Source organism: Ensifer sp. 4252, from assembly GCF_050434565.1.
In the GTDB taxonomy this organism is placed as follows: Bacteria; Pseudomonadota; Alphaproteobacteria; order Rhizobiales; family Rhizobiaceae; genus Ensifer.
Genome location: NZ_JBNDIU010000027.1, coordinates 1 through 14630 on the forward strand (window position 1 = coordinate 1; position 14630 = coordinate 14630).

Annotated in this window: 12 protein-coding genes and 3 pseudogenes; 8 read left to right on the forward strand and 7 right to left on the reverse strand. The window is 56.9% G+C overall.

All coding sequences use genetic code 11. From position 1 onward, the window contains the following. The 6 genes and pseudogenes from ABIE33_RS30905 to ABIE33_RS30930 all read right to left on the reverse strand — a co-directional run. Positions 1-983 (reverse strand): annotated as a pseudogene (locus ABIE33_RS30905) (hypothetical protein); the annotation flags it as partial. A gap of 398 nt (positions 984-1381) precedes the next feature. Then, positions 1382-2548 carry an ABC transporter ATP-binding protein gene (locus ABIE33_RS30910; RefSeq protein WP_429132167.1) on the reverse strand — a complete coding sequence of 389 codons (1167 nt, stop codon included), beginning with the start codon at positions 2546-2548 and terminating at the stop codon, positions 1382-1384. Between the two features lie 62 nt (positions 2549-2610). Continuing rightward, the gene (locus ABIE33_RS30915; RefSeq protein ID WP_429132168.1) at positions 2611-3669 is read right to left on the reverse strand and encodes an ABC transporter substrate-binding protein; all 1059 of its coding nucleotides are present in this window, start codon (positions 3667-3669) and stop codon (positions 2611-2613) included. Between the two features lie 34 nt (positions 3670-3703). After that, a complete protein-coding gene (locus tag ABIE33_RS30920; protein WP_429132170.1) occupies positions 3704-4936 on the reverse strand; it encodes an amidohydrolase family protein in 1233 nt (410 codons plus the stop codon). Between the two features lie 30 nt (positions 4937-4966). Beyond that, positions 4967-5788 (reverse strand): ABC transporter permease, encoded by an 822-nt coding sequence (locus ABIE33_RS30925; RefSeq protein WP_429132172.1) that lies wholly within the window; start codon positions 5786-5788, stop codon positions 4967-4969. Continuing rightward, entirely contained in the window at positions 5785-7062 is a 1278-nt protein-coding gene (locus ABIE33_RS30930; RefSeq protein WP_429132174.1) for an ABC transporter permease, read from the reverse strand. Before ABIE33_RS30930 ends, ABIE33_RS30925 begins: the two co-directional genes overlap by 4 nt. A 125-nt stretch (positions 7063-7187) precedes the next feature. On the opposite strand from ABIE33_RS30930, the gene ABIE33_RS30935 reads away from it, so the two are divergent. The 8 genes and pseudogenes from ABIE33_RS30935 to ABIE33_RS30970 all read left to right on the forward strand — a co-directional run bounded on the left by ABIE33_RS30935 (position 7188) and on the right by ABIE33_RS30970 (position 13651). After that, positions 7188-7928: a TetR/AcrR family transcriptional regulator gene (locus ABIE33_RS30935; protein WP_429132176.1), complete on the forward strand. Its 741-nt coding sequence runs from the start codon at positions 7188-7190 to the stop codon at positions 7926-7928. After that, positions 7921-8427, forward strand: coding sequence for a GAF domain-containing protein (locus ABIE33_RS30940; RefSeq protein WP_429132178.1), 507 nt, complete (start codon positions 7921-7923; stop codon positions 8425-8427). Before ABIE33_RS30935 ends, ABIE33_RS30940 begins: the two co-directional genes overlap by 8 nt. A 73-nt stretch (positions 8428-8500) precedes the next feature. Continuing rightward, positions 8501-8815 (forward strand): quaternary ammonium compound efflux SMR transporter SugE, encoded by a 315-nt coding sequence (gene sugE / locus ABIE33_RS30945; protein WP_429132179.1) that lies wholly within the window; start codon positions 8501-8503, stop codon positions 8813-8815. Between the two features lie 97 nt (positions 8816-8912). Beyond that, entirely contained in the window at positions 8913-9716 is an 804-nt protein-coding gene (gene proC / locus ABIE33_RS30950) for a pyrroline-5-carboxylate reductase (protein ID WP_429132181.1), read from the forward strand. Between the two features lie 268 nt (positions 9717-9984). Further along, on the forward strand, positions 9985-10893 hold the full coding sequence (locus ABIE33_RS30955) for a tyrosine-type recombinase/integrase (protein WP_429132183.1): 909 nt from the start codon (positions 9985-9987) through the stop codon (positions 10891-10893). A 3-nt stretch (positions 10894-10896) separates the two neighbouring features. After that, positions 10897-11424 (forward strand): annotated as a pseudogene (locus ABIE33_RS30960) (IS91 family transposase); the annotation flags it as partial. A gap of 1 nt (position 11425) precedes the next feature. Continuing rightward, positions 11426-11755: pseudogene (locus ABIE33_RS30965) on the forward strand (aminotransferase class III-fold pyridoxal phosphate-dependent enzyme); the annotation flags it as partial. Between the two features lie 1134 nt (positions 11756-12889). Then, on the forward strand, positions 12890-13651 hold the full coding sequence (locus tag ABIE33_RS30970) for a sulfite exporter TauE/SafE family protein (RefSeq protein WP_429132185.1): 762 nt from the start codon (positions 12890-12892) through the stop codon (positions 13649-13651). A gap of 4 nt (positions 13652-13655) precedes the next feature. On the opposite strand, the gene ABIE33_RS30975 is transcribed toward ABIE33_RS30970, so the two are convergent. Further along, positions 13656-14525: a LysR family transcriptional regulator gene (locus tag ABIE33_RS30975; protein WP_429132187.1), complete on the reverse strand. Its 870-nt coding sequence runs from the start codon at positions 14523-14525 to the stop codon at positions 13656-13658. Positions 14526-14630 lie beyond the last annotated feature (105 nt).

A 14630-nucleotide genomic window follows, 5' to 3' on the forward strand; every position in this document is an offset into this window, starting at 1 on the left:
AACGCCTGGCGAAAGCTCGAAAACCAGCCCTGGCGCATCATGTCAATCGGACGAAGAGCCTGGGCAAATGGGTTCTGATCAGTGAGAGGCCGTATTACGGGGTTTGGGTTGCCCGGCAATCGGTCTGCGGCGTGTTCCGAGAAAAAAATTCTCGCCAAACAGCCGAGTTCGATATTGGAGTCTGTTACACTCCACTTGGTTCGACCCTTTCGGTGATTGAGATAGAGGCTACCCCCCGCCATTTCTGCACCCTTAAGCTCAAACAGAGGGTGTCTTTCCCGCCAAGGATGGGTTGAGAGCTCAACAATCCAGAACCCTTTGTTGGATTGAATGCGGCCAAATGAGATCTCGCAGTCAAGTAGCTTTGCCAGTGTCGCTGCATCGTTCAAACTTGGGACAAGCAGTTCGGTAAGTGTTTCTGCCTGCGGAAGTTGACCGCTGCGACCGCGGGCAAACAAAAAGTAATCCCCGAGAAGAATGAGCAAAGTGGGTGTTTTCGGCCGGACATAAATGGGTTCGCCAGTCGTCTCCATCAATTCCAGCGCGACACGCCGGTCGTTGGCGTGCGCTCGTCGTCGGTATGTTTCTCGATATCCCACCCCCAACACGCCTGATGGGTCGCCCTCCTCATACAGCATGTCGCCTTCAATCTTGACGATACCCGTGTCAGGGCGGCCATTCCCCGGCCTAAAGTCGATAGAGCGGTGCCAACTGAATCTGTTGCCTTCACTGACGGTGGTGCCCGCAAACCCTTTCTGTTCGCCAAGGGATGCGAGTTCGGCCACTGAAAGGCTCCCTAGATCCGCGTCAGCAACGTCTACTCGGTGCGCCGGAATGCGGATGTCGATATAGTGGCTGGCGGTTTGCGCCCAAAACACTCGTGTCGTTGTATCAATTGAACCATCGTCGAATCTGATGGATTCCCTCTGCCAAAGGCCGAATGCGGCTTCGGGCACCGGTAAGGATTGGTCACTCTTTGCCACTAAAGTCTCCTCCGCGACGGGTCGCTCCCGTCTGATTGTTTGACGTTCACCGAGTCGGACGATGGGGGCCTCGATTCAACGCCTGCTAACAGATCGTGATCACTCTTGAGGTCACCATTTTCTCCCACGACCAGAGCAAAGAACTCGATGCACGAAATCAGCGACGCCAACACGCCAAGCTCGGCTACGTCATCTCGCTCACATATCTTCGAGGCCGGCACGGATCGGTATTTGCAGCCGCGACAACCTCATCGCGGCTGGATCCTAAAATACTGGCGCAAGTCCCTGGAGAGTTGCGACAGACACCACATGCGTGGCAAAGTCGCTCATCCCTGTGAACGGGTGAACTGGCGACAAAATCTGGAACAGCTGGGAACAGCTGAGCCGCATTCGAAGGCCTAAGCCACAGCAGCCTCTGGGTAGTTTGCGGAAGGCTTTTGCGTCTTCTGTGCCTTCGGAGTTGTTGAAGGCATATCGTCGGGCAAGTGATCTAGAGCCAAACAATCTTCGACGCGCCACCCAATCCGGAGGGCACGGGTCGACTCGATTTGCTGAATGACAGACCGATCTGCGACCTTCACAATCCAATCTGTGCGATCTAGAATCTTGATCCTAAACCGGACATGGTCGCCGCAGTAAATGGTCTCTTCTATCGTTGCAGGGTAGTCGTTGCCGATAGAGCCGGCGGCGGCATCGAGCACGTGCAGTCTCTCGGGTCGGATCGACAATGTTGTGCGATCACCAACGTTGAGGGAGGACCTCGTCGCGATGACGGTTTGCCCTCCATCGATTGCTATTGCACAGGTATCTCGCCGCACCTCACGCACTGTCCCGTGGAGGCGATTGGTTTCGCCAACAAACCGCGCGACGAATGAGTTCTTAGGCTTTTCGTAAAGTTCGGTGGGCGTTGCGATTTGTTGGATCTGACCGCCGTTGAAAACAGCGATCCGATCCGACATCGTTAGGGCCTCGGTTTGGTCGTGCGTGACAGAAACCATCGTGTTTCCCAGTCGGGCATGAAGGTGCTTGATCTCCATTTGCATCTGAACACGCAATCTCGTGTCGAGAGCCCCCAGAGGTTCATCTAACAGGACCAGCGTTGGCTCGAATACTAAGGCACGAGCGAGCGCTGCTCTCTGCTGCTGCCCACCCGAAAGCTGAGCCGGTCGTCTGTTCGCGAAGCTGTGCAATTGCACGAGATCGAGTGCGCTTTCAGCCTGGGCGCGGGCATCGTTTTTGCCAATCCCTCGCACCGTCAAAGGGAACGCAACATTGTCTAGGATGCTCATGTGCGGAAACAGGGCATAGTTCTGAAACACCATCCCAAAATTCCGCTTGTTGGGTGGCGTTCTGGTTACCGGAACTCCATGGACGTAGATCTCTCCATTGGTCGGTTGCTCGAAGCCGGCGAGCATCATCAACGTCGTTGTCTTGCCCGATCCCGACGGCCCCAGGAAGGTGAGGAACTCACCTTCCTGGATTTCAAGATCCAAATGCCGAACGGCTTGGCTCTTTCCGTCATAAGTCTTTCCAACATTCTTAAAATTGACGAAACAGTTCGTCATGGTTCCGTTCCTCACAGTGAATCGAATTCAATCGGCGATGGCGTAGTGTTCAGGAGCAGCTGCTAGTGCTGCGCCATCCAGTTCTGAAATCGCGTTGTGAATTCGTTCTGATGTGACGCCCACCAGACCATGTCTGATCTTACGCCCTTTGAAATGTCGTGACTTGTGGGAAGGTCTGGCTTGATCTCCTGCGGCACGTAATCCATCGCTGAGTTCCGAGCAGGGGCATATGGCATGTGCTTGGTGAGTTCAGCCATAATCTTAGGCTGGGTCGCGAACTTGAGGAACTCAACGGCGAGCTCCTTGTTGCCACCCTTAGGCACAAACCAGACATCTGGGTACCAAACCTGTCCATCCCAGACTGGGACAAAGTGCTTCTTGTCGTTCTTGATCGCACTGTATACTCGGCCGTTGGCAATCTGGGTCATGACCACTTCGCCATCTGCGAGGAGTTGCATAGCTTGCGCACTACTGGAGTAAAAGACCACGTCGTTTTTGATAGTATCGAGTTTCGCAAAAACTCGGCGAATACCATCTTCGGTGGCAAGCACCTCGTAAACTTTGTCAGGCGCGACGCCGTCAGCCAGAAGGGCCTTCTCGATAACGCCGCTTATCACGCTTGACGAAAGCGCTCTCTTGCCAGGAAACTTTTTCGTATCGAACAGATCTGCGATCGATTGAGGCCGCGCTGAACCCCAATCAAGGGGGATTTTATCTTCGTTGTAGGCGTAAACAATCGAGATGACTTCCGTCGGAATACCACACTCCGACATCGTGCCAGGAAGGTAGTCTGCAGGGTCGCCAAAAAGCGCCGGCTCGAACGCTTCCAAAAATCCCTCATCACAGCCGGCGAGCGCGTGTGCCACATCGCCCATGATAACGTCTGCAGTCACATTGTTGGCCTCGACCATCGCCCTTATCTTGCCCAGTTCTCCGAACCATGAGGATTCTACGATCGAATTGCCTGTTGCTTCTTCAAAAGGTTTGAAGACCGTTTCCCGCTGGGCGTCCTGATAAGTGCCGCCAAAAGACATGATTCTGAGCGTCTCGGCGCTGCCAGGCAGCGCCGAAACCATCCAGATTGCGCAAGCACATGCGCTAAGATTGAATTTGATAAACATTTTTTAGTTCTCCTTTGTTCCCCGGTTTGGTTTTTTATGAAAGTCGGTTAATAATGAACTTGCCTCCTTTCATGATGACGTCCAAGTGCCGTCCCTGCTCTTGAAGTAGGGTGATGTCGCGCGTCGGATCGCCGTTCACCACGAGCAGATCCGCGAAAGCGCCAACTTTGATCTCACCGATTGAGCCGGACATATTGAACAGATCAGCGGCATTGGTCGTCGCGGACCTGATAATTTCAATTGGTGACTGGACTTCCGCTCGGAGGCTGAATTCGTAGCTCTGGTACGAGTGCATTGTGCCGAACAAGTCGGTCCCGTACGCCATGCGGACACCAGCCCGGTGCGCAATTTCAAAACCGCGCATTGCGGTGTCATGGACGGCTTGGACCTTCGAGTAGAATACTTCGGGCATCCCGGCTTCCTTGCCGTCTCTGAGCGATGCCCAATAAACGACGATTGTGGGAACCAGGAACGCGTTGCGGGATAGGATGTTCTTTGCGGTCGCCTCGTCCATCATGTTGCCATGCTCAATCGACCGGACGCCGCATTCGAGCGAGCGATTGATTGCCGTTGGCGAATATGCGTGCGCGACTACGTACTTCCCCTTTGCCTCGGCTTCTTCTACCGCGGCAGTGATTTCAGCCAGCGAGAATTGCGTCTCTTCCGTGTGGTCGAGCGGGGAGGTGACGCCGCCGCTTGCCATGATCTTGATCTGTGACGCACCTTTGCGCAGCTCGTCTCGAGCTGCACGCCGAACTTCGTCGACGCCGTCGCAGACGCGCCCCGACCGACCCATGCATTCCGGAGAAAAGTGCAGATAATTCTCGCCTCTTGTGCGCTGGTCTCCGTGCCCCCCGGTCTGGCTAAGAGCGTGCCCCGAGAATAGAATTCGCGGCCCGACGAACAGGCCATGTTCGACCGCATCTGCAATACCGTAGTCAGCCCCCCCACAGTCCCTAACTGTTGTGAAGCCGCGCAGGAGCATGTCGCGCATAACGACGCTCGCTTGGGCTGCAACATAGGACGGGGCCGCATCACGCAGAAATCTCGTGTCGGATGCAAGCTGCGCGACATGGACGTGGGCATCACACAGGCCGGGCATCACAGTTCGCCCGCGAACGTCCACCCGAGTAGCCTCACTAGAATTCAAACGGTGGCCTTCGATTTCCTGAATGACACCGTCTCTAATGAGAATGTGTCGATCGGGTACGATTGTGCCGGCGGCAACATCCAGAACCGAGCAATTCTCAAGTATTGTTATCGACATTTCGGTTTTCTCACCTTGGTTGGAGGGTTTCTATTTATCGAGGCCGCTCAGGTATCTGCCGTGTCGGCGGAGAGCTTCTACGCAGATCAGCATCAGGAATGAGACCAGGATGAAGAGTGTCGCTGCGGCAAAGATGGCCGGAGTGACATCGTCGTGGACGCCAGTCCACATTTGAAGCGGCAGCGTTCTCTGCTCAGGGCTCGCTAGGAAAAGCGTCACGATGAACTCGTCGAACGACGTAACGAATACGAACAACGCGCTCGATATGACTGCTGGGAGCATGATCGGCAGCAGGATTCGTCTGATGCAGGTCCATTGGGACGCACCCAGACTTTGCGCCGCACGCATTAGATTTGCGTTGAAGCCCATGAGAGCCGCCGTCATGGTTATCACCACAAACGGTATGCCCAAGAGTACATGTGCAAGAACAATTCCGAAGTAAGTCCCTGAGATGCCGGTGGGAGAAAAGGACAGATACAACGCAAGCGCCGTGACCACTCCCGGGATCATCATCGGCGAGATTAGCACTGCCGTCAGCGCTGCCTTGGATCTGCCTTTCAGTCTTTGCAGACCTAACGCGGCGACACCTCCGATCGCAACAGCAGCGACGGTCGTGCTTGCAGCCACTATCAAGCTATTCGCCAAGGCGTTTCGCCAGGCTTCAGAGGTTAACAATCCTGCATACCACCGCAATGAGACGCCAGGCATGGGGTAGCTGAAGAACCGCTCCTCATTGAATGAGAGTGGAATGACCACGATGATCGGAACCAGCAGGAAAATCAGCCCGAGCGTGCAGAAGGCACGTGTCCCGAAGCGGGTTACATGTTCAAAAGTTGACCTTACCTCGCTCATCGTCCTGCCTTTATGTTTGTGTCTGCTACGCGGCCGTAAAGGGCATAGAGTGAAAGCACCATTGCCAGCAGAAGGACGCTGAGAGCGGCAGCCAGGCCCCAGTTAACTGTTTGGTTCATGTTGAAGGCGATCGACTGCGCGATCATTTGATCTGTCCGTCCGCCGATGAGAGCTGGCGTCACGTATGAGCCGATGGCCAGGATGAAGACGAGCAACGAACCAGAGGCGACGCCCGCATATGTCTGCGGGAGGTAAACCATACGAAATGCCTGCCAGGCATTTGCCCCCAACGAACGGGCGGCTCGCGTATAGTGATGGTCAATACCCTTCATCACCGAATAGAGGGTCAGCACCATGTATGGAAGGAGGACATGCGTAAGCGCGAGGACAACGCCGAAGCGGTTGAATATTAGCTCGAGTGGGGCATCAATCGCGCCCATCCGCAGGAGAATCGAGTTCACCACTCCGTCGCGCTGCAGTAGTATGATCCAGGCCGCACTCCGGACAAGTATCGAAGTCCAAAACGGAAGCAGCACGAGAAGCAGAAGAAAATTTGCGATGCCGCTCGACGCGGAAGCGATCGTGAAGGCTATCGGGTAGGCAATGACTAAACACAGCGCGGTCACGGCAAGGCTGATCACGAGGGTGCGAACAATTATGTTCGCATAGAGCCGCTGCTCCTGGGGAACCGCCTGAACGCCATCTACCCCTCGCTTGAGGTCAACAGCCGTCAGAAAATAGAAGTCCGTGAAAGAGTGTGTGTTCTTCTTAATTGCGTTCCAATACTGAGGTTCTCCCCATCGCTGATCAATGGAAATCAACGCATCCTTCCAGCTTGTAGTCGACGTCGGTAACGTCTGGATCGTGCGCCCCGTTGCGAGCAAAAGGTCAAGAAAACCGCTGACTTCGAGGTTCAGTCTGCGTCCGGCAACACCCAAAGTTCGCTCTGCCTTGGCTCGCTTCAGGTCCTCGGCAAGAGCCGCGAAGGCCGGCTCTGCGGGTAGGGCACCTGATTCCCAACTCTGCAGTTCTGCAGATACGAGCGGGAACGTGTTCAAAACCTCGTCGTTTTCGATGCTGCGCATAAGCATGAGGAGCATGGGGACGATGAAGGCGAGTCCGACTAGGAGCAGACATGGTCCAACCAGCGACAGTGACCTTAGGTTCTGAATTCGCTCGACGACGCGCAGGCTCTTTCGAAGTGCGATCGACGTGTCGCCAGGTGGGCTTATGGCGCGCGGATTCGGCGCCGCTTGATGCGCTCTGAATTGCATTGTTCCTCCTCGGGTGGTCTTTCTGCAGGCGGGCAACTTTCCATCGTGCGCCACTTGCATGACTTTCTTTCAAGTGATAGAAAGTCTTATTCGAGCCGTTGTCAATGGGGTCGGAAAGGTTTTTTATGAGCGCTTCATCATCAAATGGTTCCGCACATAAGCAGGCCGTCATGGGTCGCCCGCGAGCGGTACCTCGCGAGTCAACTCAAGACGTCGCCGACGAAATTCTGGATGTTGCGGCGCGGCTGTTTATTCAGCAGGGATATGAAGGCACGAGTACGCGCCAGATCGCGGAGGAAGTCGGGCTCAAACAAGGCTCGCTATTTCACCACTTCGCACGCAAATCCGACATGCTGACTGAACTTCTGGATCGTACTCTGCAGCCGGCGATGGAACTGGTCGACGTGATGGGGGCTACGTCTGCTCCCTATGATGTCGGTTTGTTCATGCTTGTCTATGCCGACGTGAAGAACATCTGCGGCCAGCGTAGGAACCTCGCTTCCTTGATGTATCTCCCGGTTGTGAGATCGCCTGAGTTCGAATGGTTTTGGGAGAAGCGTTCGAGACTTCTGGCAAGCTATCATGATCTCATCCAACGCGGTTCGGCGGCGACCGTATTCATTGCCCGAGATGCCGAACTCTCCACCGCCCAGGTCTTCGGCCTGGTCGAAAGCACGATCCTTTGGTTTGACCGGGATGGCCGTTGGCCGTCCGATATGGTGGCTGACGAAATTGCCACTACAGCCCTTCGTATGATGCTCGTTGACACGAGCGAAATCGAGGACATCAAGACGCGTGCATTCGCATCGCTTCTTGCCCGACCCACTCCAACAACAACATTAAAACGAGGCGAACAGAATGACTAACGTAGACGCACTAGCTCAACGAATTCAGCTTGCTTGGGGTGCAGACTCTCAGCCCGCATCGCTGTTGCAGGCGGCTGATCAGGCATTTGCAGAGCTAGTTGGCCATACTCTCTTCACGGTCACCCGAGTTTTGCCAGGTCGGCGCGAAATTGAGCGTCTCTACAGCACTTGTCAGTCAGTTTATCCGGTAGGAGGGAGGAAGCCGATGGAGCATAACGCTTATGCGGATTCCGTTCACGCTGAAAAGCGTCCCTTCTTGGCGCGCACGCCGACCGAATTTCGTCACCTTTTTCCCGATCACGAGACCATGACCAGCTTGGGCATCGGCAGTGTTATCAACCTGCCGGTCGTCTACGACGGCGCGGTACTGGGCACGGTCAATCTCCATCACCTTGAATGGGTGTATGAAGACAAGGACCTTGAGCCGGCTATGATGTTGGCGAGGCAAATCACGCCCGCGATGCTCGATACCAGTCGTCCATCCATGACAGCCCTGTAAAACGCGATTCAGAACGCCAGGAAGGTCACTGGCCAACAACCGTGACCTTCCTGGATCACAACGAGGTGGTGGTATGGCCTGGATGCTCCTGTTAGTCGCAGGGCTCTTTGAAGTTGGTTGGGCAATTGGATTAAAATTCACCGAGGGTTTTAGCCGCGTCGGTCCCTCTTTGATAACCGTTGCGTGCATGGCCGTGAGCCTATCTCTGCTCGGACTTGCATTGAAAACGCTGCCCGTTGGGACCGCGTACGCGGTTTGGACCGGCGTGGGAACGATCGGAACAGCAATACTCGGCATTTACTTCTTTCAGGAGCCTGCAACCATTGCCCGATTTGCCTGCATAGGACTCATAATCTTCGGAATTTTGGGTTTGCGGGCAATTGCCTAAGAGGGCAACCCTTGGATCATGTAGTACCCGCTCATGAACAAGCGCGTCTCCTCCGAGACTGCGTTTTTGCACGCGGCTTACAACTGGAGTTAGAAATATGATCCTTCTTTTGGTCGGCTATGGCAATTTGGGGTCGGCGATGCTTTCAGCTTGGATCGACCGCGCTTTGTCGGAAGGGGACGAATTGATCGTCGTAGAGCCGAATGACGAACTGCGGGAAAAAGCAAGCCGTTGTGTCGCAACGGTCTACAAGAGCGTTCAAGAAATTCCTGAAGGCGTGTCGCCTGACCTGATCGTGTTCTCAGTCAAGCCAGAGATCGTCCGGAACCTTCTGCCGAGCTATCTTCGCTTTGTCCAAGGAGGACTTTTTCTAAGTTTGGCGGCAGGCATCTCAATCGAAACTTTCGAAGAGATTTTGGGTAAAGAAGCCGCAGTCGTAAGATGCATGGTAAACACCCCGGCCTCCATAGGCGAGGGCATGATGGTATTCTGCGCCAATGACAACGTCTCGGAGGAGGCGGAGCAGCTAGTCAGTCATCTCCTTGCTGCCAACGGCAAAGTCGCCCGGCTGGAAACTGAAGAACTAATGGACGCCGTGACCGCGGTTTCAGGATCTGGTCCTGCGTACGTTTTCCACTTTATCGAATGCCTAATAGCTGCTGGCGTGAAGGCAGGAATGTGCCATGAACTCTCGACGACGCTGGTGTTGCAAACCGTATACGGTGCTGCCTCGCTAGCTGCTGCGCGCCAGGTCGGACCTGAGGAGCTTAGGCAGCGTGTGACGAGTCCAGATGGTACCACCGCTGCGGCACTTGCTGTGTTAATGGCCGAGAGCGGGTTGCAGGAACTCGTCAGTGAAGCGGTGCTGGCCGCTAAGCAGCGTTCGATAGAGCTGGCATAACCCGACCCCAGGATGAGGGACTATGCGGCGCCCGCGATATACTATGTCCGCTCCCCGGTATGGTGATCACGCTCGACGCCATCCCTAAAACGCTTGGTCATTGGTTCAGAACCGTTCAAGGCGATGGATAGGGGCGAGCGTCTTAATTGGGGCCGCAGAACGAACCCGCTGCGCGGGAGGGCGTCTGGGGCTGAAGTAGAAGGCGCAGGCTGGAGTCGGTGCTTGGATTGAACGTCGCCCGGCAAGGGCAGAGCATGACGAGCTGATCATGCAGCACCCCGATCTCGACACACCAATCAGCCCGCTGCGCCAGCGGTTGATCGACGACATGAACATGCGGCGTTTCTCACGCGAAACGCAGCGCAACTATCTTCGCGATATTGGACGCCTGGCGACCTTCCTCGGGCGGTCACCAGACACGGCGACGATCGACGATCTGCGACGGTTCCAGATCGAACAGCAGAACGATGGCGTGCCCGTTCCGACAATGAACAGCATCGTGTCGGCGTTACGCTTCCTCTTCACCCAGACCCTCGACCGCCCGGACCTGGCGCGCAGGCTTGTCCGGCTGGCGCATCCTCGGAACCTGCCCGTGGTGCTGAGCCGCGACGAGGTTGCCCGGTTGCTCAATGCCACAACCTGCCTCAAACATCAGGCAGCATTGTCTGTCGCCTATGGCGCCGGCCTCCGTGTCGCTGAGGTTTCGATGCTGAAGGTCACCGACGTCGACAGTGAGCGGATGCTACTGCGGGTCGAGCGTGGCAAGGGCGGACGCTATCGCAATGCCATGCTCTCGGAGGGTCTGCTCACCTTGTTGCGCGAGTGGTGGAAGGTGGGGCGTCAGCAGGGTGTGATGCATCGCGACGGCTGGTTATTCCCAGGCCAACACGCGATGAAACCGATCAGCACGCGACAGCTCTATCGGATCGTCGTTGAGGCGGCCCAGGCCGCCGACATTGCCAAGCGGGTCGGGCCGCATACGCTGCGCCATAGCTTCGCCACTCACCTACTGGAAGACGGCACAGACATCAGGATCATCCAGGTCCTTCTCGGACACGCAAAACTCAACAACACCGCCCTCTACGCCAAGGTGGCGACCAAGACTGTCCGCACGGTTACGAGTCCGCTCGACAAGCTCGGCCTGTTCAAGCCGGAAGAAGCCTCCCCCGACGGTTGAGCCTTGCGTGCCTCGATCGAGGTCGCCGACATCTTCCGTGCTGCCGGGGCGGCGTACCGACGTGCGCATGCAGGACATCTGAATCTGCCGCAACTGAAAGTGATGTCGGCGGTCGAAAACTGCCGCACTGCTGCCCTTGGCGGTCACGTCGAGGCCTGCGAGGACTGCGGCAAATTGCGGATCTCCTACAACAACTCCTGCCGCAATCGGCACTGCCCAAAATGCCAGGGCGCAGCAGCACGGATGTGGCTTGCCGAACGCGAGGCCGATCTCCTGCCGGTCGGCTACTTCCACGTCGTGTTCACGCTGCCGACCGAGGTCGCCGATATAGCGTTCCAGAACAAAGTGCTCGTCTATGACCTGCTGTTCAAGGCGGCGTCGGAGACGATGCTGACCATCGCGGCCGATCGCAAACATCTCGGCGCGCGCATTGGCATCACCGCCGTGCTCCACACATGGGGATCGGCGATGACGCATCACCCGCATGTCCACATGATCGTTCCGGGCGGCGGGATCACGCCAGACGGAAGCGGACCATCTGCAAACGTCGCTTCAAGAGCGCTTTGCCAACCATCCTCATGTTGGCGATCTTCGAGGACGTGGACTTTTCCGTGGTGTGGAGCTTGTCCAGGATCGCGAGACAAGGGCTCCGTTCTTACCGGCGCTGAAACTTAACGCCCGCATCAAGAAGGAGGCGATGTCCAGGGGCCTGATGGTCTATCCGATGGGGGGGACGATCGACGGACAGAATGGTGATCACGTGTTGCTTGCGCCCCCATTCATCGTAAAGCCCAGCGAAGTCGAGATGATCGTGGAACGCCTGGGCGATGCGGTTGACGCGGCGATTGCTTCAGCGTTCTAAGCGCTCTCGCGTATTTGGATCCCGGTTCCGTTTGGGGCCGGGAACCAATGAGGTTGGTGAGGCTTTCCACCGGCGGTCGCAGTGGCGCAACTGGGGGTTTAGAGGCGCAAGAAGGCGGTGTATGCCCTGGTTCTTGTATGTTAATTGCCTTTTGAATTCCCGATCGGCGGATTAGCAGCGCGCGTCGACCTTTCAGCAGGATGGTGGGTAGCCTTCACCGGCAGCGCCACTGCAAGTCCATCGAGCAATCCGATGATGGACGGCAAGCGCGCCCGGTCCGCAAGCCAGCCGCCGATCAGATTTCCAAGGGTCGCGCCGACCCATAGACCAGAAGAAGGACTGGGACGGCCTCAACGGAACAACCAACTACGTCCACTAGGATCGCCGCGAGATACACGAACACCATCAGCACACCGGTCAGGCGAGCGCCAATTGCAATGACCTTTCTTGAGAACCCTCAAGTCGCCAACCGCGGAATCCGAGATGGTAATGCGAACAGGAACGAGACGCATCAAGAGTCCGAGCGCCATTGCGGAAAGCAGGGAAATAGCCAGAAATGTCGCCCGCCAGCCGAGATGCTGGGCGACATATGTACCGAGCGGTGCGCCAAGGACATTGCGAGATTAAACCCGAGAGCGACCTTGGCGAGGTGTCTTCCTTCCCGGGCCCGGCGAGCGACGCTGCCACCACCACCGCCATTGCGAAGAATGTCGCAACCACCCACCACTCAGAGCCCGCGCCGCCATAGGTGCGCCGTAGGCCCAATCGCGGCGGCTACGTTTCCTAAGACAAAGATTGCCAGTAGGCTAACCATCAGGGGCTTACGGGACATTCTGGCGGTCACCAGCGTGAGAACTGGCCCACCGATGATCATGCCGAACGCATAGGCGGTCAACAGATGGCCTACAGCAGCAAGGTGACGGAAAAATCGGTGGCGACTTCCGGCAAAATGCCCGTGAGCTCCTAGCAATAGCAAGCGCGCTCCGCGGGGTCGGCGCGAAGGACGCTGTGGGTGTGCGAGGAACTATGACAAACGACCATCCCACGCATGCCAATTTCGCATTTGAGTTGGTCGTCACCTGCGCTCTAGGGTCGCCGCCATGACGGCGTCGGCCGGGGCGAGGGGCTACCGAAATGACATTCGAACAGGGCGCGATCATATCACTGGTGATCGCGGCGCTCTTTCTCGGCGGGATATTCAAGGGCGTCTCGGGCATGGGGCTCCCTCTCATCGCGCTTCCAGTGATGGCAATCGCCATACCGATCCCGACCGCGGTGAGCATTCTTTCCGTGCCTGTGCTACTGAGCAACATCGTGCAGGTGCGCGAGGGAAGCGGCTTCCGCCGAGCGATCGCAAGGTTCTGGCCCTTGCTGTTGGGTCTCTGCGCGGGGATCATTGTGGGAGCCCCGATCCTTGTCTTGCTGAATCCGGCCGTAATCGAAATGACGCTCGGCGTCGTGCTGTTAGCGTTTCTTGGCACCGAAGTGTTGGCCTTCGCCCCAGTCGTTTCTCCGCGCTACGAACGGGTCGTGGGTCTGTGCGTCGGACTATTCGGAGGATTGATCGGCGGCCTGACCACGCTTTTCGGTCCGCCGCTTATCATGTTCCTGTCTTCCCTCCGGCTTTCGAAGGACGATTTCATTCCGGCGCTGGGGCTCTGCTATCTCACCGGCTGCTCCGCGCTCTATCTGATCCTTATCGGCAGTTCGGTGCTGGGCCTCCGGGAGGGCGCGCTGTCCCTCGGAGCGGTGCTTCCCGTACTCATCGGCATGCGGGTCGGACGCTGGCTGCGGGACAGACTAAACCAGAGAGTGTTCATGATCCTGGTCCGATTGTCACTCACTTGCATAGGCGCGAGCCTGGTTTTGAAGAACTTGCCGCCGCCACCGCTGTGAGATGTCAGGCGACGCCAGCCAGGTATGCGCTGGACCCAATCAGTCTGTCCGCCAGGGCTCGGGTTGGCGATCCAGCGGGAAGCTCCCCTGCGACCAGACAGGCATGCGAGATCGGGGCCGGCGGCAGACGGTCATCCTCCACTGGTACCCCGCACACCTGACAGACATCGGACGTCATGAGCGAGATCCCGGCGCCGCTTCGCACCGAACTCTCGAACGTGCCCCAGGAGTCGCATTCGACTGCTATCCGGTATGGCGTGCTGTTGGTCGCGAACATGTTGAGAGCATACTGGCGGTACACGCAGGGCGCGGGCATGAAGATCATCGGCAGAGCGCCATCGCCGTGCCGATAGGCTGGGCCGCCCGCCCAGAGAAGCTGCTCGGACCAGAGAACGTGCCCCGCCTTCGTTCCCGACGAGAGATCGCGGACGATCGCCAGCTCGACTTCGCCCTCGTTGACTTGCCGCGTCAGCTTTTCCGAAGAGCCCGTTCGGAAGTCGACGGTCACCTTCGGAAAGTCTCGATAGAATTCGGAAAGCGAGCTGATGATGAACGGCCGGAAACAGTCGTTCACGATTCCGATGGAGATACGTGTCCGGTTCTCCGGCGCTCGAAAGTAGCGATCGATCGAATCCATTGCATCGGTGATCGTCCTCGCCTGGGCGAGGAAAAAGTCCCCTGCCGCAGTGAGTTCCATCCGCCGCGGTTTCCGGTCGAACAGGGGACAGCCGAGTTCCGCTTCCAACTTTTGAAGCTGGTGGCTGAGGGTCGATTGCGTGCTGTGGAGGCGATTGGCCGCCTTGGTGACGCTCCCCTCCCTTACAATCTCCTGGAAGCTCCGGAACATGGCCGAAGAGATATGGAAACGGCGCATGGTGCCGACCTCCCTTTGTTCCCAGAATCCCATCTTTTGTGGGATTTCAGCGGAGAATACGTGATGCGGCGCCATTCGCAAGCATGGCGTTTTTTCATGCATGCC

Coding starts and splice junctions, on each gene's coding strand:
- proC (WP_429132181.1), top strand. CDS start 8,913: ATGATCCTTCTTTTGGTCGGCTATGGCAATTTGGGGTCGGCGATGCTT.
- ABIE33_RS30975 (WP_429132187.1), bottom strand. CDS start 14,525: ATGCGCCGTTTCCATATCTCTTCGGCCATGTTCCGGAGCTTCCAGGAG.
- ABIE33_RS30970 (WP_429132185.1), top strand. CDS start 12,890: ATGACATTCGAACAGGGCGCGATCATATCACTGGTGATCGCGGCGCTC.
- ABIE33_RS30955 (WP_429132183.1), top strand. CDS start 9,985: ATGCAGCACCCCGATCTCGACACACCAATCAGCCCGCTGCGCCAGCGG.
- sugE (WP_429132179.1), top strand. CDS start 8,501: ATGGCCTGGATGCTCCTGTTAGTCGCAGGGCTCTTTGAAGTTGGTTGG.
- ABIE33_RS30930 (WP_429132174.1), bottom strand. CDS start 7,062: ATGCAATTCAGAGCGCATCAAGCGGCGCCGAATCCGCGCGCCATAAGC.
- ABIE33_RS30935 (WP_429132176.1), top strand. CDS start 7,188: ATGAGCGCTTCATCATCAAATGGTTCCGCACATAAGCAGGCCGTCATG.
- ABIE33_RS30915 (WP_429132168.1), bottom strand. CDS start 3,669: ATGTTTATCAAATTCAATCTTAGCGCATGTGCTTGCGCAATCTGGATG.
- ABIE33_RS30920 (WP_429132170.1), bottom strand. CDS start 4,936: ATGTCGATAACAATACTTGAGAATTGCTCGGTTCTGGATGTTGCCGCC.
- ABIE33_RS30940 (WP_429132178.1), top strand. CDS start 7,921: ATGACTAACGTAGACGCACTAGCTCAACGAATTCAGCTTGCTTGGGGT.
- ABIE33_RS30925 (WP_429132172.1), bottom strand. CDS start 5,788: ATGAGCGAGGTAAGGTCAACTTTTGAACATGTAACCCGCTTCGGGACA.
- ABIE33_RS30910 (WP_429132167.1), bottom strand. CDS start 2,548: ATGACGAACTGTTTCGTCAATTTTAAGAATGTTGGAAAGACTTATGAC.